Source organism: Nocardia sp. NPDC055002 (genome assembly GCF_053608825.1).
This window is the reverse complement of the sequence record NZ_JBSGWE010000003.1, coordinates 37,284-58,196: the sequence shown is the minus strand read 5'-3', so window position 1 is coordinate 58,196 and position 20,913 is coordinate 37,284. Positions and strand designations below refer to the sequence as shown.

At 69.0% G+C, this 20,913-nt stretch carries 1 protein-coding gene; it reads left to right on the top strand.

Going from position 1 to position 20,913, the window contains the following annotated elements; genetic code table 11:
- The first annotated feature begins 119 nt into the window (after positions 1-119).
- Positions 120-20,906 carry an SDR family NAD(P)-dependent oxidoreductase gene (locus ACWF99_RS12580; protein WP_452535991.1) on the top strand — a complete coding sequence of 6,929 codons (20,787 nt, stop codon included), beginning with the start codon at positions 120-122 and terminating at the stop codon, positions 20,904-20,906.
- Positions 20,907-20,913 lie beyond the last annotated feature (7 nt).

Below are 20,913 nucleotides of genomic sequence, written 5' to 3'. Positions count from 1 at the left end.
GGGCCTGTTAGGGGTTGGGCTTAGGGGTGTTTCGGGCCTATCTTTCGAATATTCACGGTTTGTTGGAGCTGTGTCTCGTCGAAATGCACAGTGCCAGGTAGTAATGAAAAGGGGCCTCCGTGGCGGACGAAGCGAAGCTTGTCGAATACCTCCGCCGGATGACGGCGGATCTACGGCAGGCCAATCGCCGTATCGAGGACATGGAAGCGAGCGAGCACGAGCCCATCGCGATCGTCGGCATGTCCTGCCGGTTCCCCGGTGGCGCCGACTCCCCTGCGCGACTGTGGGATCTGACGACCCGAGGCGAAGACGCGGTCACCGAGTTCCCCACCGACCGCGGCTGGGACGTGGCGACCCTGTTCGACCCGGACTCCGGCCGCCCGGGCACCTCGTCCACGAACCTGGGTGCGTTTCTGCACGACGCCGGTGACTTCGACCCCGCGCTGTTCGGGATCTCGCCCCGTGAGGCCCTGGCGATGGATCCGCAGCAGCGGTTGTTGCTGGAGCTGTCCTGGGAGGTTTTCGAACGAGCGGGCCTGGACCCGATGTCATTGCGCGGCAGCAAGACTGGAGTCTTCGCCGGTCTGATGTACCACGACTACGCGTCGAAGACGGCACTGCCTGCCGAACTCGAAGGTCATTTCGCGACCGCTGTCGCGGGCAGTGTGGCGTCGGGGCGGGTCTCGTACACGTTCGGGCTGGAAGGGCCCGCTGTGACGATCGATACGGCGTGTTCGTCCTCGCTCGTGGCCATGCATCTCGCCATGCGTTCGCTGCGGTCGGGCGAATGTTCGATGGCCCTCGCGGGCGGGGTCACGGTGATGGCGACACCGGCGGCATTCGTCACCATGTCCCGGCAAGGCGGCGGCTCCTCCGACGGCCGGTGCAAATCGTTTTCCGCGGCGGCCGATGGCACCGGCTGGGGTGAGGGAGCGGGTCTGCTGCTGTTGGAGCGGCTCTCCGATGCCGAGCGCAACGGCCACCAGGTGCTGGCGGTCATCCGGGGTTCGGCGGTGAATCAGGACGGCGCGTCCAATGGCTTGACGGCGCCGAACGGTCCGTCTCAGCAGCGGGTTGTTCGCCAGGCGCTGGAGGACGCGGGTGTGACAACCGCTGATGTAGATGTGGTCGAGGCACACGGTACCGGCACCGTGCTGGGTGACCCGATCGAGGCACAGGCGCTGCTGGCGACCTATGGTCAGGGCAGGCCCACCGGACAGCCGCTGCTGCTGGGGTCGATCAAGTCGAACATCGCGCACACACAGGCCGCGTCGGGTGTCGCCGGCGTGATCAAAATGGTCGAGGCGATGCGGCGCGGGATCGTGCCCGCCACCCTGCATGTGGACGAGCCGAGCCCGAAGGTTGATTGGTCATCCGGTGCGGTCGAGCTCGTCACGGAGGAATGCCCGTGGCCGAATGCGGGTCGGGTGCGCCGAGCCGCAGTGTCGTCATTCGGGGTGTCTGGTACGAACGCGCACGTCATCCTGGAACAGGCGCCGCCGGAATCCGATCGCTTCACCACCGCGGATCTGCCTGCGGAATCCCCGCATGTCTGGGTGCTGTCGTCCCGAACCGCGGCCGGATTGCGTGCGCAGGCCCACCGGCTGCGTGAATACATCACTGCGAACCCGGATCTCGCGCCGGCGGATGTCGGCGCGGCGTTGGTGACGGGCCGCGCGGCACTCGAACATCGCGGGGCAGTGCTGGGCTCCCACCGTGACGAGTTCGTGCGGGGGCTCGAGGCTCTGGCCGCGGGAGAGTCGGCGCCGGGTGTCGTAGTCGGCGAGGTGCTCGAGGGCCCGACGGTGTTCGTGTTCCCGGGGCAGGGCGCGCAGTGGGTGGGGATGGGCCGCGACCTGCTGGAAACCGATGCTGTCTTCGCCGCCAGGATGCGTGAGTGCGCGGTGGTGATGGACCCGGCGACCGACTGGTCGTTGCTCGATGTGGTGGCAGGACAGCACGACAGCTTGCTGGAGCGGGTCGATGTCGTCCAGCCGGTGTCGTTCGCGATCATGGTGTCGCTGGCGGCGGTGTGGGAGTCCCGTGGTGTCACACCACACATGGTGGTCGGCCACTCGCAGGGCGAGATCGCGGCGGCCTGCGTGGCGGGCGCACTGACTCTCGAAAATGCGGTCGACGTCGTGGTCCGGCGCAGCCGAGTGATCGCCCATCGGCTGGCGGGCCATGGCGGGATGGTGTCGCTGGCGTTGCCCGAGGGCGAGGTGGGTGCGCTGATCGCCCCGTTCGGGGACCAGGTTTCGATCGCCGCCGAGAACGGCCCCACGGCCACGGTGATTTCGGGAAACAGCACCGTTCTCGACGAGATCGTGGCCGAATGCCGTGATCGCGGGGTGCGTGTGCGGGTCATCGACGTGGATTACGCGTCGCATTCGGCACAGGTCGACTCGATCGCCCCGGAACTGCTGGACGCGCTGACCGACCTCACTCCACAGTCTGGCCGGATCCCGCTCTACTCGACCGTGCGAGGCCGGGTAGTCGATGGTGCCGACCTGGACGCGGCGTACTGGGTGGAGAACCTGCGTGAGCCGGTGCGGCTCCGGTCGGCGATCGAGACTCTCCTGGCCGCCGAGCACAGGACCTTCATCGAGGTGAGTACTCACCCGGTCCTGGTGCCCGCGATCGAGCAGATGATCGATGGCGCCGAGACGACCGCGGTGGCGCTGGGGACACTGCGGCGCGACGAGGACGGTTCCCGACGGCTGCTGGAGTCGTTGGCACAGGCTTGGGCCGGTGGATCGGCGGTGGATTGGCTGCCGAGCTTCGAGAAGCGGCCGGGGGCGCGAGTCGACCTGCCGACCTACGCGTTCGAACATCAGCGGTTCTGGCTCGAAATGGCAGCGGGCGCGGGTGATATCGCATCCGTCGGTCTCCGTTCGGCAGAGCATCCGATGCTGGGCGCCGCGGTGGTGCTGGCCGATTCGGGGGGACTGCTGTTCACCGGTCGGCTGTCGGTGGCGACGCATCCCTGGCTCGCGGACCATGCTGTGGCCGGCAGCATACTGGTGCCGGGAACCGGGCTGGTCGAACTGGCATGGCGCGCGGGCGATCAGCTCGGTTGCGGCGAGATCGAGGAGCTCACGCTCGAAGTACCGCTGATCATCCCGCGCGACGGCGGCGTCGCGGTGCAGTTGGAGGTCGCCGCGGCGGATGCTTCTGGACGGCGTGAGTTCTCGGTTCACTCGCAGCCACCGAACGGCGACGACGAGTCCTGGGTGCGGAACGCGACAGGGGTTCTAGGGGTCGGGGGAGTAGGTGTCGGGGCGGCCGAATTGACCGAATGGCCGCCTGCGGGCGCGGTCCAGGTCGACGTGACGGACCTGTACGAGCGCACTGCCGCGGCGGGTTTCGACTACGGTGCCGCATTTCAGGGACTGCGCGCGGCGTGGCTGCGGGACGGCGAGGTGTTCGCCGAGGTCGCCCTGCCCGAGCATGTCGCCGCGGATGCCGATCGGTTCGGCATGCACCCGGCGCTGCTGGACTCGGCGCTGCACGCGTCGTCGCTACTGCCCGCCTGGGCTTCCGCGAGCGAGGGCAGGCTCCCGTTCTCGTGGCGGGCGGTGACGCTGCACGCGACCGGTGCGACCACGCTGAAGGTCCGCCTGCGGGCAATCGGCGCAGACGCGATTTCGGTACTGGCGTGTGACGGCGCCGGTCGGCCGGTGGTGATCGCCGAGTCGCTCGCGGTCCGCGCGATCAGCGCCGCGGGTCTGTCGGGTCGGGGCACGTCGGCCTCGCTGTACCGGCTGGGCTGGCAGGCCGTCGCAACCGTGCCGGAGGCACTGCCGACCGTACCGGTCTTGCTCGGCGACAGTAGTGCCGAACAGGCAGGGCACCTGACGTTTCCGGACCTGCCCGCGCTCGCGGCGGCGATCGAGGACGGCCTCGAATTGCCCGCTGTGGTCATCGCGGCCGTGCCGGAAGACACCGGCGACGACCTGGTCGATGGTGTCCACCGGGCCGCGCACGACGTGCTGGAATTGTTGCGGGCCTGGCTGATCGACGACCGTTTCGCCGACGCAGTCCTGATCCTGGTGACCAACGGCGGGGTCGCGGTCGCCGCGGACGAGAGCCCCACTCGGTTGGCGCATGCCGCGGTCTGGGGTCTGGTGCGGTCCGCACAGTCCGAACATCCCGACCGGATCGCAGTGCTCGATGTCGACGGAGGCCCCGCTGCGGGCATCGTCTGGGCCGGGGCCGCCATCGCGCAATCGCAGGCGGCGGTACGCGGCGATACGATGTGGACCCCGCGGCTCGAGCACATTTCCGGCGAGAAAACGTCGGGCCGAACCGATTTCGGATCCGGCGCGGTGCTGGTCACCGGTGCGAGCGGTGCCCTCGGCGGACTCGTGGCCCGGCACCTGGTTGCCGAGCACGGGGTGGGTCACCTGGTGCTGGCCAGTCGCAGCGGCGCGACAGCGGACTTGTGCGCCGAACTGGTCGATCTCGGCGTGACGGCGACATCGGTGGCCTGCGATGTGGCCGACCGCGAGGCGGTGGCCGCCATGGTCGCCGCGATTGCCGCGGAGCGCCCGCTGACGGCAGTGGTCCATGCTGCCGGCGTCATCGACGACAGCACGCTGATGTCCCTCACGGCCGATCGGATCGACCGGGTATTCCGGCCCAAAGTGGATGCCGCGCTCGCGTTGCACGAGGCGACCCGGGATCAGCCGATCTCGGCTTTCGTCATGTTCTCCTCCGCCGCCGGAATTCTCGGCAGCCCCGGGCAGGCGAACTACGCAGCATCGAACGCCTTCCTCGACGCGTTCGCACAATGGCGGCGCGGAACAGGCCTGCCCGCGGCCACCCTGGCCTGGGGCATGTGGGCACAGGCGAGCGGAATGACCGATCAGCTGGCCGACGCCGATCGGGAGCGCGGCGAGCGCAGCGGAGTGGTGCCACTGTCGAATGCCGAGGGCCTGGCTCTGTTCGACGCCGCTCTCGCGGGCGAGGATGCCGTCGCGGTCCCGATCGGTCTCGACCTGTCGCGGTTGCGTGCCCGGGTCGCTGGGACCGGCTGGGTTCCGCCAGTCCTGCGCGGGCTGGTACGAACCGTGGTGCGGCGTAGCGTGGCCGCAGGCTCCGGTACCTCCGCCGATCGTCTGGCCGGGTTGCCCGAGCGCGAACGTGCCAGGGCGCTGCTGGACATCGTCAGTGCGCAGGTCGCCGTGATCCTGGGCTACACCTCGGCGCGTGTGCTCGAACCGCGCCGAACGTTCCTCGAGCTGGGCTTCGACTCGCTCACCGCGATCGAGCTGCGTAACCGGCTCAACGCAGCGACCGGGCTGCGGCTGCCCGCGACGCTCATCTTCGACTACCCCAACACCGAAACGCTGGTCGGGCATCTGAAGGCCGAGCTGGCCGGGACCGACGACAGCGCCACGCAGCGGTCCTCGGCCGTGGTGGCCGACCACGACGACCCCATCGTGATCGTGGCGGTCTCCTGCCGGTATCCGGGCGGCATCAGCGACGCCGAGGGACTGTGGCGAGTTGTCGCCGAAGGCGCCGATGTGATCTCCGACTTCCCGACCGACAGGGGCTGGGATCTCGAAGCGCTGTTCGACACCGACTCCGGCCGTTCCGATACCAGTTATGTCCAGGTGGGCGGATTCCTCTACGACGTGGCGGATTTCGATGCCGATGTCTTCGGCATCTCGCCACGTGAGGCACTGGCGATGGACCCGCAGCAGCGTTTGCTGCTCGAGACGTCATGGGAGTTGTTCGAACGGGCCGGAATCGACCCGTTGTCGTTGCGGGGCAGCCGGACCGGCGTCTTCGCGGGTGTGATGAACCACGACTACGCGCTCGGCCTCACCGATGTATCCGAGGACCTGGTCGGATACATCGGGATGGGCACCTCCGGTGGCGTGGCGACCGGGCGCATCGCCTACACCTTCGGCCTGGAAGGGCCTGCGGTGACGGTGGATACGGCATGTTCGTCCTCTCTGGTCGCACTACACCTGGCGGTGCAGGCGCTGCGCAGCGGAGACTGCACACTCGCGGTGGCGGGCGGTGTCGCGACCATGTCGACGCCGACATCGTTCATCGAGTTCAGCAGGCAGCGGGGCCTGGCACCGGACGGTCGGTGCAAGTCCTTCGCCGCCGCCGCGGACGGCGCCAGCTGGTCCGAAGGGGTGGGGCTCGTTCTGGTGGAACGGCTTTCGGACGCACGGCGCAACGGGCATCCGGTTCTGGCGGTGGTACGAGGTTCTGCGATCAATCAGGACGGCGCGTCGAACGGGCTCAGCGCGCCCAACGGTCCGGCGCAACAGCGGGTGATCCGCCATGCTCTGCAGACAGCTGGGCTCGACACCGCCGATGTCGACGTGGTGGAAGCGCACGGCACCGGCACGGTCCTCGGTGATCCGATCGAGGCGCAGGCTCTGATCGCGACCTACGGGCAGGGCAGGGATGCCGAGCGTCCGCTGATCCTGGGATCGATCAAGTCGAATATCGGGCACACGCAGGCAGCTGCGGGGGTGGCGGGCATCATCAAGATGATCGAGGCGATGCGCCACGGTGTGGTGCCCGAGACGCTGCACATCGATGCGCCCAGTCCACACGTCGACTGGGCGGCGGGAGCCGTCGAGCTGGCGACCGCGGCCGTGCCGTGGCCGGTCACCGATCGTCCGAGACGGGCGGGTGTGTCCTCCTTCGGCGTCACCGGCACCAACGCGCACGTCATCATCGAACAGCCGCCACATGCGGTCGAGCCGAGGCCGACCGTCGATCCGATCGACATGCCGCTGCCGTTCGTCCTGTCGGGCCGAACACCCGAGGCGCTGTCGGCGCAATCCGCCAGGCTCGCCGCCTGTCTCGACCACACCGACGATGTCGCGCTGACCGAGGTGGCCTGGACCCTGCTGCGCGGGCGCGCGGCACTGGACCAACGCGCGGTTGTTCTGGCGCGCGACACGGCGGAGCTGGTGCGCGGTCTTACCGCGATCGTGGACGGCGACCCCGGGGCGATCGCGGGATCGGCGCACAGTCAGGCCGTGCTCGGAATCCTGTTCAGCGGACAGGGGTCACAGCGTGCGGGCATGGGCCGGGACCTGTACCAGGCGTTCCCGGTGTTCGCCGCCCTGTTCGACGAGGCGTGCACGCACCTCGATCCGCTGCTCGAAACGTCGTTGCGCGACATCGTGTTCGACACCGAGCATCCGGAAACCTTGAACCGCACGGAATTCGCGCAACCAGCCTTGTTCGCGATCGGATACGCGCTGTTCGGGCTGGTCGAATCCTTCGGCCTCGCACCGGATGTCGTGATGGGTCATTCGGTCGGTGAGATCACCGCGGTATGTGTCGCGGGAGGACTCTCTGTCGCGGACGCGAGCCGCCTGGTGGTCGCGCGCGGCCGTTTGATGCAGGCGCTGCCCGCGGGCGGCGCGATGGCGGCGATTCAGGCGACCGAAGCCGAGGTGGTCCCGCTGCTGTCCGATTCGACAGCTGTCGCCGCCGTGAACGGTCCCGCCGCCCTGGTTGTCTCGGGCAGCGAGGCGCGGGTCGACGAGATCGTCGCGCACTTCGCCGCGCTCGGGCGCAAGACACGCGCTTTGCGGGTATCGCACGCGTTCCATTCCCCGCTGATGGATCCGATGCTGGACGAGTTCGCCGCGGTGTGTGCCGAGGTCGAGTTCTCCGCCGCGAAGGTGCCGGTGATCTCGAATGTGACCGGCGAAACGATCTCGCTCGACGAGTTCGGCGTTCCCGCGTACTGGGTGCGGCACGCGCGAGCGGCGGTCCGCTTCGCCGACGGCGTGGACTCGCTCGTCCGGGCGAGCGTGACCGGGCTGCTCGAACTCGGACCCGATAGCACGCTGACTGCGCTGGCGCAGGCGGTCGCCCCCTCCGACATCTGCGTGGTACCGGCCATGCGCGCCGGCCGCTCCGAGGCCGAGTCCTTCGTCGATGCGCTGGCGCGCTTGCAGACCCGGGGGTTCCCGACGGACTGGGCGGCCGTACTGCCGGGCGATCCGCGCCAACGCGCCGACCTGCCCACCTATGGGTTCCAGCGACGCCGATTCTGGCCGAAGCGGTCGCGGACCGCGGTGGGGATGACGAGCACCGGCCATCCCGTGCTCGGGGCGGTCGTCACCCTGGCAGATTCCGACGGCCTGCTCATGACCGGCAGCCTCGATCCGGCCGTGGTGTCCTGGATCGCCGAGCACCGTGTACTCGACGACTCGTTCGTGCCCGGTTCGCTGTTCGTCGAGCTGGCATTGCAGGCGGCGGATCAGGTCGGTTCCGATTACGTCGAGGAGCTGACCATCCAGGCACCGCTGGAGCTGCCAGGCTCCGGCCCGGTCGAGCTGCAGGTCGTGGTGGGTCCGCCGGACTCCGAAGGCCGTCGCTCGTACACGATCCATTCCCGGGCGGCAGCGGATTCGACATGGGCGCAGCATGTTTCCGGCACACTCGCCGAAGGTGTGATGGGGCCGGGTTTCGCCGAGGAGGATTGGCCGCCCAGCGGCGCCACCGCCGTCGACGTCACCGACTTCTACAACCGGGTCGCCGACCGTGGACTCGAATACGGTCCGTCGTTCCAGGGACTGCGGGCGGCATGGCGGCGCGGCGACGATCTGTTCGCCGAGGTCGCGTTGCCCGCGGAAGAAGTCTCCGATCTCGATCGCTATGCACTGCATCCGGCGCTGCTCGACGCGGCTCTGCACGCACTCGGGCTCACCCCTGGTGACGGCGCGCTCGAGTTGCCGTTCTCGTGGCGCGATGTGCGACTGCACGCCGCACACACAGATCTGCTGCGCGTCCGATTGTCTCCGATCGGCGACGGCATGGCTGTCGAGGCTGTCGATCGGTCCGGGCGTCGTGTCGTCTCCATCGGCGGACTCGTCACGCGACCGTTCGTGAGTGGCCCGCCCGCGATCGTTCGCGATGCGCTCTTCCGGGTGGAGTGGATCGCCACGAAGCTGCCGGTCCGAGCGGGCGAGGACAGCTTCTCGATGGCGGCCGTCGGCGATGTGCCGGAGCTCCAGGCCCGTCGTTACCTCGACCGCGCGGCGCTGGTCGCCGCGGTCGACGCCGGTGAATCGGCGCCCGATCTGGTAGTGCTGGCGTATCTACCGAATACGTCGGTTACCGATATCGCGTCGGCGGCGCGCGCGCAGACGGCACGAGCCCTCGACGACCTGCAATCACTACTGGCCGACGACCGATTCGCTACGACCAGGATCGCCTTCCTCACGCGTGGCGCGGCGGGCGACCACGACACGGTGGACCTGCGCAATGCCGCGGTGTGGGGTCTGGTCCGTGCGGCCCGGGCCGAGTACCCCGGCCGGCTGCTGCTCGTCGATGTCGACGAGCAGACCGAGTCCGCACTGCCCGCCGCGCTGGCACAGCAGGATGAACCGGAACTGTCCCTGCTGGGCGGCGCGATCCGGGTCCCGCGATTGAAACGTGCTGAGGTTGCGGCCGTCTCACCGGCCGAATGGAACCCGAACGGCAGCGTGCTCCTGACCGGTGCCACCGGTGCCCTCGGTACCGAGATCGCCCGGCACCTGGTGGCCGAACACGGAGTGCGCCACTTGATTCTGGTGAGCCGTGGCGGCGTGTCCGAGGACAGGGTCGCCCAGCTGACCGAACTCGGAGCCGAAGTGGTCGCGGCATCCTGTGACGTCACCGACCGGGACGCGCTCGCCGCGCTGATCGCCGGTATTCCGGCCGACCGTCCGCTGGCCGCGGTCGTTCACGCCGCCGGCGTGCTCGACGACGGCGTGGTGGCCGGCCTTACCCCGAGTCAACTCGACGCGGTGATGCTCCCGAAAGTCGATGCCGCGCTTCATCTACACGAGCTCACCGCCGCCCTCGATCTGGATGCATTCGTGCTGTTCTCTTCGGCCGCAGGCACTTTCGGTGGAGCCGGGCAGGCGAACTACGCTGCCGCCAACGCGTTCCTGAACGCGCTCGCCGCCTGGCGACGAGCTCAGGGCTTGCCCGCGTCCGCGCTGGGATGGGGTCCCTGGGAGGGTGACGCCGGAATGGCGGCGACGCTCGACGAAACCCATACCCGGCGCTCGAGGCAGGCCGGTGTCCAGCCGATCTCGGCGACCCTCGGCACGACGCTGTTCGACCTGGCGATGCGAGCCGACGATCCGGCCCCGCTACCGGTGAGGCTCGATTTCACGGTGCTGCGGTCGGATCCGACACCGCTGCTGCGGTCCCTGACCGGCGTCGCATCGCGCCGCGTGTCCCAGTACTCGTCACTGGTGATCGCGGGCGCGCCCCCGGAGGAGCAGCGGCGCCGGGTCGCCGACCTGGTACGGACCCAGGTCGCGGCCGTGCTCGGACACGACGGCGCCGGCGCGATCGATCCGAGTCGCCCCTTCGCCGATCTCGGCTTCGATTCGCTCACCGCGGTCGAACTCCGCAACCGGCTCGGCTCGGTGACCGATCTGCGTCTACCGCCCACGCTGGTCTTCGACCATCCCACCCCGAGTGCGCTCGCCGACTTCGTTCTCGACACGCTGCTCGACCGGACCACTGCCGTCGCACCGTCGCGCGCCATCGCCACACCGGTGGACGAGCCGATCGCCATTGTGGCGATGAGCTGCCGCTATCCGGGTGGCGTGCGGTCACCGGAGGACTTGTGGGAGCTGCTTGTCGCCGAGGGTGACGCCATCTCCGAATTCCCGGCCGACCGCGGCTGGGACATCGAAGCGCTGTACGACCCGACCGGCCTACGACCCAACTCCAGCTATACGCGCGAGGGTGGGTTCCTCGACGACGTGGCCGATTTCGATCCGGCACTCTTCGGTATCTCCCCGCGCGAGGCGATCGCGATGGATCCCCAGCAGCGGTTGCTGCTCGAAACCACCTGGGAGGCTTTCGAGCGGGGCGGAATCGACCCGTCGTCCTTGCGTGGCAGTAACACCGGGGTCTTCGCGGGCGTGATGTACGGGGACTACGCCGGCGTGTTCCAGGAGGGATCCGACGAGCTGTCCGGGCACGCGGGCGCAGGCACCGCCGCCAGTGTCGTGTCGGGGCGGGTGGCCTACACCTTCGGGCTGGAAGGCCCGGCGGTGACCGTCGATACCGCGTGCTCGTCGTCGCTGGTCGCTTTGCATCTGGCGGCGCAGGCGCTGCGCAACGGTGAATGCTCGCTCGCTCTCGCCGGTGGTGTCGCCGTGATGTCGACCCCGGCGTCGTTCATCGGATTCAGCAGGCAGCGGGGGCTGGCTCCCGACGGCCGGTGCAAGTCGTTCGCGGGTGGCGCGGACGGCACGAGCTGGTCCGAAGGCGCCGGACTGCTTCTGCTGGAACGGCTTTCGGACGCACAGCGCAACGGGCATCCGGTGCTCGCCGTGGTGCGGGGCACCGCCGTGAACTCCGACGGCGCCTCCAACGGGCTGACCGCGCCGAACGGACCCGCACAGCAGCGCGTCATCCAGCAGGCGCTGGCCAATGCGGGATTGTCGGCCGCAGATGTGGACGCGGTGGAGGCACATGGGACCGGAACCACGCTGGGCGATCCCATCGAGGCACAGGCGTTGCTCGCCACCTATGGTCGGGAACGCACTCGTCCGCTGGCCCTGGGGTCGATCAAGTCGAACATCGGACACACGCAGGCTGCCGCGGGTGTTGCCGGAATCATCAAGATGGTCCAGGCGATGCGCAACGGAATTCATCCCGCGACACTGCATGTGGATGAGCCGACACCGCATGTCGACTGGTCGGTGGGCGCCGTGGAACTGGTGACCGAGGCGCGGGCCTGGCCCGAGCAAGGCCGGCCGCGCCGAGCCGGAGTGTCGTCGTTCGGATTCAGTGGGACCAACGCGCATGTGGTGCTGGAACAGGGACCACGGACCGAGCCCGGGACATCCGCCGACTTGCCGATGACGCCACTGCTGCTCGCGGGCAAGACCGCTGCGGCACTGCGGGCGCAGTCGCTGCAGATCTTGTCCGTGATCGAGAACGATCAGGACGTGGCCATGACCGACCTGGCCTGGTCACTGGCGACCGGCCGCGCGGCACTGGAACACCGGGCCGTGGTGACGGGACGGGACCGGGACGATCTGATCGCAGGTTTGCGGCGAGTGGTGACCGGGGAGACCACGGCCATCGTGCCGGAAGGTCGTGTGGCGGTGTTGTTCTCGGGTCAGGGTTCGCAGCGGGTGGGGATGGGGCGTGAGTTGTATGCGGCGTTCCCGGTGTTCGCGTCGGTGTTCGACGAGGTCTGTGCGGTGGTGGATCCGTTGGTGGGTCGGTCGCTGAAGGAGTTGGTTTTCGAGGGTGAGGAGGGGGTGTTGGAGCGGACGGAGTTCGCGCAGCCGGCGTTGTTCGCGGTCGAGTTGGCGTTGTTCGGTTTGGTCGAATCGTTCGGTGTTGTGCCGGATTTTGTGATGGGTCATTCGGTAGGGGAGATCGCTGCGGCGTGTGTGGCGGGTGTGTTTTCGGTTCCCGACGCGGCGCGGTTGGTGGTGGCGCGTGGTCGGTTGATGCAGGGTTTGGTGTCGGGTGGGTCGATGGTGGCGGTGCAGGCTTCGGAGTCCGAGGTTTCGGCGGTGTTGTCGGAGGGTGTCGGTATCGCGGCGGTCAATGGTCCGGAGTCGGTGGTGGTTTCGGGTGTGGTGGGTGCGGTGGATTCGGTGGTGGAGCATTTTCGGGGTGTGGGTCGTAGGACGTCGCGGTTGCGGGTGTCGCATGCGTTTCATTCGTTGTTGATGGAGCCGATGCTCGAGGAGTTCGCGCAGGTGTGTGCGGGGGTCGAGTTCGGTGTTCCCCGTGTCGGTTTGGTGTCGAACGTGACGGGTGGTCTGGTGTCGGGGGAGGTGTGTGCGCCGGGGTATTGGGTGGGGCATGTGCGGGAGGCTGTGCGTTTCGGTGATGGTGTCGCGACCCTCGTGGCGGAGGGCGTGACGGGATTTCTGGAGTTGGGACCGGGGGGTGTGCTCACTGCCTTGGTGCCGGAGAATGCCGGCGAAGCACTCGCGGTGTCCGCACTGCGATCGGACCGGCCGGAGCTCGACACGATGCTCTCTGCGCTCGGCCGACTGCACACCCATGGCTTGCACGTGGCGTGGACCGCGCTTTTCCCGGCCGGGCACCGACGGCGGGTAGACCTGCCGACCTATCCGTTCCAGCACCGTCGTTACTGGCCGTCACAAGCGCCGCTACCCGCGGCCGGATCGCCCTCGAATGGCCATCCGCTCCTGGGCGCGACAGTCACTCTCGCCGAACCCGACACGCTGATCATGTCCGGCCGGTGGACCAGGCGGACGCACGCCTGGCTGGCCGACCACGAAATCTCGGGCACAGTGGTCGTGCCGGGTGCCGTGCAGGTCGAGCTGGCGCTCGCCGCGGGTGCTCGGGTCGGGTGCCCGCGGGTTGCCGAATTGACGATGGCGGCCCCGATGCTGCTTCCGGAGACAGGCGGTCTCGAGGTGCAGCTGGTGGTCGATCCGCCGACCGGCACCGGGGACCGCGGTCTGAGTCTCTACTCCCGTCGTGATGATGATTCACCCTGGACCCGGCATGCCACCGGTCTGCTGAGCGGTGACACCCGGTCCGGGGCCGACGCGGGCGAGATGTGGCCGCCCGCCGGCGCCGCCGCCCTGGCGGTGGATGAGCTGTACGCCGGATTCGCCGCGGCCGGTCTGCACTACGGCCCGTCGTTCCGTGGTGTCCGGGCAGCCTGGACTCAGGGTGGCGAGGTCTTCGCCGAGGTGGAGATCCCGGACGAGTTGGTCGATGCGGCAGGACGTTTCGCTCTGCACCCGGCACTGCTCGACGCGGCGCTGCACGGAGCCGGCGCGGCCGACCTCGGATCACTGGCCGAGGGCACCTGGCTTCCCTTCGCGTGGAACGGGGTGTCGTTGTTCGCTGTCGGCGCCGAGCGGCTGCGGGTGCGGATCACTCCGACCGGCACCGGCACACTGACCATCGCTGCTACGGATCCGGACGGACAGCCTGTGTTCCGGGTGGACACGCTCATGCTTCGCCCGGTCGACCGTCGGCAGCTGAGCACGACCGGCGATTCGTTGTTCGGTGTCGAATGGGCCCGTACGGCTGTGCCGATGGCAGCCGGGCTGCCGCGCCACTCCGGGTTGTCGGTGTTGTTCGATGACATCGATACGGGAGGCCGGATCCCGGCCCGGTTCGCCGTCGACTTCGCCTGCGCGCCCGCCGATGCCGACCTTTCGAGGTCGATCGTCGCGGCCACGCATCGTGCGCTGACAGCGATACAGCAGTGGCTCGCCGACGAGCGGCTCAGCGATTCCGAACTGGTCATCGTGACCAGCGGCGCAGCACTTGTCGGCGATGATCACAGCATCGATCCGGCCGCTGCCGCGGTGTGGGGGTTGGTGCGCTCGGCGCAGGCAGAGAATCCGGGCCGATTCCGGCTGGTCGACACCCGCGACGACCTCGTCGTAGTGCCGGAGGCGGACGAACCGCAGTGCGCGGTGCGCGCCGACGGCATCTACGTCCCACGACTCGTCCGGGTCCCCGCCTCCGAAGCGAGCCCGCTCGAACTGGACCCCGCCGGAACCGTGTTGATCACGGGTGGCACCGGCATCCTGGGTGCGGCGCTCGCGCGGCATCTGGTGCGCGCCTACGGCGTCGGCAATCTCGTGCTGACCAGCAGGCGCGGCCCGGATGCTGCGGGCGCGGCCGAGCTGGTGGCCGAGCTGGCCTCGCTCGGCGCCCTCGTTCGAGTTGTGGCGTGCGACGTGGCGGACCGCGACGAGCTCGCGGAGGTCCTGGCTTCGATTCCGACCGCGCACCCGCTGACCGCGGTCGTACACACCGCCGGTGTGCTCGATGACGGTGTGGTCACCGCGCTGACTCCGGACCGGCTCGACGCAGTGCTCGCACCGAAGATCACGGCCGCGGTCAATCTGCACGAGCTGACCGTCGATCATGATCTCGCCGCGTTCGTGCTGTTCTCGTCCGCGGCGGGCATCGTGGGTAACCCCGGCCAGGCCAACTACGCGGCCGCCAATGCGGCTCTCGACGCACTCGCGCACTATCGCGAACGCCGCGGCTCCTCGGCGAAATCACTGGCCTGGGGCCCGTGGGACGGCGGGATGGCGCTGGGACTCGACGCGTCGGCGAAGACCCGCCATGCCCGTTCCGGGGTCTTCGCGCTGACCGAGTCCGAGGGCCTCGCACTGTTCGACATCGCCCTCGCCCTCGACGACGCGGTGCTCATGCCCGCTCGGCTCGACCTCGCGGCGATGCGTGCCCAGCCGCAGGTTCCGGCTTTGCTGCGCAAGCTGGTGCCCGTGAGTAACCGGCGGGTCGCCACCGCCGGCGAAGGCGGCCGGGCGCTCGTAGGCCGGCTGTCCGGCCTACGGCCCGCCGAGCAGTCGGATGCGCTGTTCGAGCTGATCCGGGAGCACGCCGCGGCGGTGCTCGGGCACGATGGCATGCACTCGATCGAACGCGATGCGTCGTTCGCCGATCTGGGTTTCGACTCGCTGATCTCGGTGGAGTTCCGTAATCGGATGGGCGCCGCGACCGGTCTGCGCCTTCCCGCGACTCTGGTGTTCGACTACCCGGCGGTCGCCTCGCTGGCCCGGTATCTCCAGGGTGAGCTGTTCGAACGCCCGGCAGAGGGTGCGGTGCGCGCCGAATCACCCGCCGATCCCGCCGCCGAGCTCGGCGAACCGATCGCCATTGTCGGAATGGCCTGCCGCTATCCCGGTGGAGTGAGTTCACCCGAGGAGCTGTGGCAGCTGGTCCTGGACGGCACCGACGCGGTCGCACCGTTCCCCGACGATCGTGGTTGGCGGATCGCGTCGGGCCCGGACACGGTTCGCCACGGCGGATTCCTGTACGACGTAGCCGATTTCGATGCCGGCTTCTTCGGCATATCGCCGCGGGAGGCGCTGGCGATGGACCCGCAGCAGCGACTGCTGCTGGAGACCACCTGGGAGACGTTCGAGCGCGCCGGAATCGATCCAGCCACGCTGCAGGGCAGTCGCACCGGGGTTTTCACCGGCGTGATGTACCACGACTACACCGGTTTGGTGCAGGACGACGACGACCTCGTCGGCTACCTCGGTACCGGCGGCTCGGCGAGCGTGGCATCGGGCCGGATCGCGTACACGTTCGGTCTGGAGGGGCCTGCGGTCACGATCGACACGGCGTGTTCGTCCTCGCTCGTTGCGATGCATCTCGCCGCACAGGCATTGCGTTCCGGAGAGTGCACGCTGGCGCTGGCCGGTGGTGTGACGGTCATGGCCACTCCGGGTGCGTTCACGGAATTCTCGCGCCAGAGTGGTCTCGCGGCCGACGGTCGATGCCGGGCGTTCGCGGCGAGTGCTGATGGAACCGGATGGTCCGAAGGCGTCGGGGTGCTGCTCCTGGAGCGGCTGTCCGACGCCCGCCGCAACGGGCATCCGGTGCTGGCCGTGGTCCGTGGTTCGGCGACCAATCAGGACGGAGCCTCGAACGGGCTCACCGCGCCGAACGGTCCGGCGCAGCAACGCGTCATCCGTCAGGCCCTCGCCAACGCCGGACTGTCCACTGCCGACGTGGATCTGGTCGAGGCGCACGGAACCGGCACCACGCTGGGCGATCCCATCGAGGCGCAAGCCCTGCTGGCCACCTACGGCAGCGCGCGGCCGCACGACCGGCCGCTCCAGCTGGGTTCCCTGAAGTCGAATATCGGTCACACCCAGGCGGCTGCCGGTGTGGCAGGGGTGATCAAGATGGTGCAGGCGATGCGACACGGCATCATGCCGCGCACGCTGCACATCGACGAACCGACACCGCATGTCGATTGGTCGGCGGGCACGGTGGAGTTGCTCACCGAAGCCCGGACGTGGCCGGAATCGGCTCGCCCGCGCCGTGCCGCGGTGTCGTCCTTCGGCTTCAGCGGAACCAACGCGCATGTGATTCTGGAGCAGGTGGTCGCGACCCCGGTCGCCGAGCCCGCCGAACCCGAGGGGTTGCCGTCGGCCGTCGCCGTGCCGGTCTCCGGGCGATCGCCTGAATCACTACGCGCACAGGCTGATCGACTCGCGGCACTGCTCCGACACGATGCCTCGGTCGGTGCGGTCGAGCTGGCGCACGCTGCGGCCACCACCCGGTCTGTGTTCGACCACCGGGCCGTCGTCGTCGGCGATACGCGCTCCGAGATCGTCGCGGGCCTGTCGGATCTGGCGGCCGGTGAATCCGCGCCGGGGCTCGTCCTCGGCGGGGGGCGCGTTCGTGACGGCAAGACCGTGTTCGTCTTCCCCGGCCAGGGGTCGCAGTGGGCCGGCATGGGGCAGGAACTGCTCGAGCACTCACCGGTCTTCGCTGCGCGCATGGCCGAATGCGCTGCGGCGATGGACCCGATCTCCGGTTGGTCGCTGCTCGATGTGGTGCGCGGCGTCGACGGCGCGCCGCCGCTGGAGCGCACCGACATTCTGCAGCCGGTGTGGTTCGCGATGCTCGTCTGTCTCGCGCAGGTGTGGCGAGAACACGGAGTCGAGCCCGATGCCGTCGTCGGGCACTCGCAGGGCGAGCTCGCCGCGGCGTGTTTCGCGGGGGCGCTGAGCCTGCCCGACGCCGCCCGAATCGCCGTGCTGCGCAGCAAGCTGATCGCGGACCGGCTGTCCGGGCACAGCGGCATGGTGTCGGTCGCGCTGTCGGTCGACCAGACGCGGCGCCTGCTCGAATCCATCGGGTCCGTGCTGGATATCGGTGGGGTGAACGGCCCCGAGACGACGTCGGTCTCCGGTGGCACCGCCGCGCTCGACGAGCTGGTCGAAGCATGTGCGGAGCGGGGGATCCGTACTCGCTGGATCGGGATCGACTACGCCTCGCACTCGCGCCACGTGGAGCCGCTCGAGGCCGACCTTGCGGGACTGCTCGCGGGGATTTCGGCCCGGCCCAGCACGATCACGGTGTTCTCCACGGTGACAGGTGAGGTGATCGACGGCGCGGAGTTCGGCGCCGACTACTGGTATCGCAATCTCCGGCAGACCGTGCTGTTCGAGCCGGTGCTGCGCGCGCTCGTCGATTCCGGGTTCCGGTTCTTCGTGGAGGTCAGCCCGCATCCACTGTTGATCGCGGGAATCGAGCAGCTCGACGCGGATCTGATCACGGTCGGAACGCTTCGCCGTGATGACGGTGGCATGCGCAGACTGCTGACCTCACTCGCGCAGCTGCAGGTCGGCGGCAGGCCGGTCGATTGGCGGCCGGCATTACCGGAGACGGCCCGGCCGGTGTCGCTGCCCACGTACGCGTTCCAGCGCAGCAGGTATTGGCCGAAGGGCGGGCCGCGGCTCACCGATGCCGCGGGGTACGGCGTCAGCGCAACGGCCCACCCGGTGCTGTCCGCCGCGGTGGCCCTGCCGGATTCCGGTGCGGTGCTGTTCACCGGTCGCCTCTCACTCGAGGGTCAGCCATGGCTCGGGGATCACCGGGTGGGCGGCCTGGTGGTGGTGCCCGGCGCCGTGTTCGTCGAATTCGTGGTGCGTGCCGCGGATGAGGTCGGTTGTGCCCTGCTCGAGGAACTGATGCTCGAAGCTCCCCTGGTACTGACCGATGCGGTGCAGCTCCGGGTGTCCGTCGGCGAGCCGGCGGAATCCGGTCGGCGGGTGATCACCGTGCACTCCCGGCCGGAGGATGCTCTCGCCGACGAATCATGGACTCGGCACGTCACCGCTTCGGCGCGATCAGGTGGTGGCGAACCCGGCTCGGTGCTCACGGAGTGGCCGCCTGCCGAAGCGACGGTGCTGGATGTGGCGGAGCTGTACCGAAATCTGACGGCAGCGGGCCTGGAATACGGTCCCGCGTTCCGTGGGCTGCGGGCGGCGTGGCGGCGTGGCGGCGATGTTTTCGCCGAGGTGGTGCTGCCCGATGATCTCGCGGCGGACGCTTTCACCCTGCATCCGGCGTTGCTGGATGCCGCGCTGCACGGCGCGGCGCTGGGAGTGGACGCAGTGCAGACGGCGGGCGTTCACGTTCCGTTCTCGTGGAGCGGAGTATCGCTGCACGCGGCCCGCGCGCGGGTGATGCGAGTGGGGATCACCCAGGTCGGCAACGGATTCTCGGTGCACATGGCCGACCCATCGGGAGCTCCGGTGGCGACAGTGGACCGAGTGACCCTGCGTCCTATCGCCACCGAGCAGCTCGCACCCCGGGGCCGCGCGGTCGATTCGATGTACCGGCTCGACTGGACCGAGATGACCGTGTCCCCCGCTGCGGGGCGGAGCCGTTCCTGGCTGGTGCTCGGTGACGACAGCCATGCGGCGAACGACGCGCTACGCCGCGACGGTGACGCAGTGCGCTGTGTCGCAGCTCTTTCCGATATGGACGTGGTGCCGGATACGGTACTGGTCACGGTCGCTGACACGGCCGATCCGGTGGTGGGTACACACGAGTCCGTCGGGCGGATCTGCGAGCTCGTTCGTGCGTGGGTAACCGATCCTCGCTACGCGCGGTCTCGCCTGGTGGTGCTCACCGAGTCCGGCAGCCTGTCCGGAGCGGCGGTGCTCGGCTTCCTGCGGTCTGTGCAGGCCGAACATCCGGGCCGGTTCACGCTGGTGGACTGGGATCGGCTCACCGGCGCGACGCTGTCCGCGGCGATCCGCACGGGCCAGCCGCAGACGAGGGTCCGCGGTGATCTGCTGCACACGCCTCGGTTGCTGCCCGCGACATCGGGTGAGAGATCCGAATTCTCGTGGGACCCGACAGGTACGGTGCTCGTCACGGGTGCCACCGGTGCGCTGGGGGCGGAGGTCGCCCGGCATCTGGTCACCGTTCACGGTGTCCGGGACCTGCTGTTGACGAGCAGGCGGGGCGCCGACGCCACGGGGGCCGCTGAACTGTCCGACGAATTGACCGGGCTCGGCGCATCGGTCCGATTCGCGGCATGTGACCTGTCGGATCGGTCGGCTGTCCGCGACCTGCTCGACGGCGTGCGGCTCACCGGCCTCGTGCACGCGGCGGGCGTGCTGGATGACGGTGTGGTCACCGCGATGACACCGGAACGGATCTCGAAGGTATTGCGCCCCAAGGTCGATGCCGCATGGAACCTGCACGAGCTGACCGCGGGTATGCCGCTGACCGCCTTCGTGCTGTTCTCCTCTGCCGCAGGTGTTTTCGGCACACCGGGACAGGCGAACTACGCTGCCGCCAACGCGTTCCTCGATGAGCTCGCGTACCGGCGAGTGGCCGAAGGACTGCCCGCGGTGTCGTTGGCTTGGGGCCGTTGGGGTGCCGGAATGTGGGCCGGCGGTGCGGGCGACTCGGCGAACTCGTTGTCGGTGGCCGAGGGGCTGCGTCTTTTCGACGACGCGGCATCGATCGATGCGGCCCTGCTGGTGCCGATGCGTCTGCCCGTCATCGAGGGCCCGGTCCCGGCACTGCTGCGTGCGGTCGTGCGGGGTTCGGGCAGACGGGTGGCGGCCGGCGACGGCGAGCACTCGGATTCGCTGGTGCGCAGGTTGGCCCGGATGACCCCGGAACGCAGGCTCGAGGAGCTCGGCAGAGCAGTACGAGCCGAAGTGGCTGCGGTACTGGGACATTCGACGCCGGACGCGGTGGAGGCCGGACAGTCGTTCCGCGACTTGGGATTCGATTCCCTCGCCGCGGTGGATCTACGCAACCGGATCGCGATCCGCACCGGGCTCACTCTGCCCCCGACCCTGGTCTTCGACCATCCGAACACCACAGCGCTGGCTGCCCATCTCGACCGCGAACTGGGGCTCGGCGCCGATGTGGGCACCGAACTCAGCGCGCATCTGGATCTGATCGAAGAGCTGCTGCGGGAACAACAGTCGGCCGGATCGGATCATTCGAAGATCCGCGTGCGCCTGCGTGCGCTCGCGAATGCGGGCGGTAGCGACGCGGCCGCGTCGCCCGAAGCCGCCGATCTCACCGCTGCTAGCGATGACGAGCTGTTCGACCTGCTCGACAACAACCTGGGGACAGTCTGATGGGGGA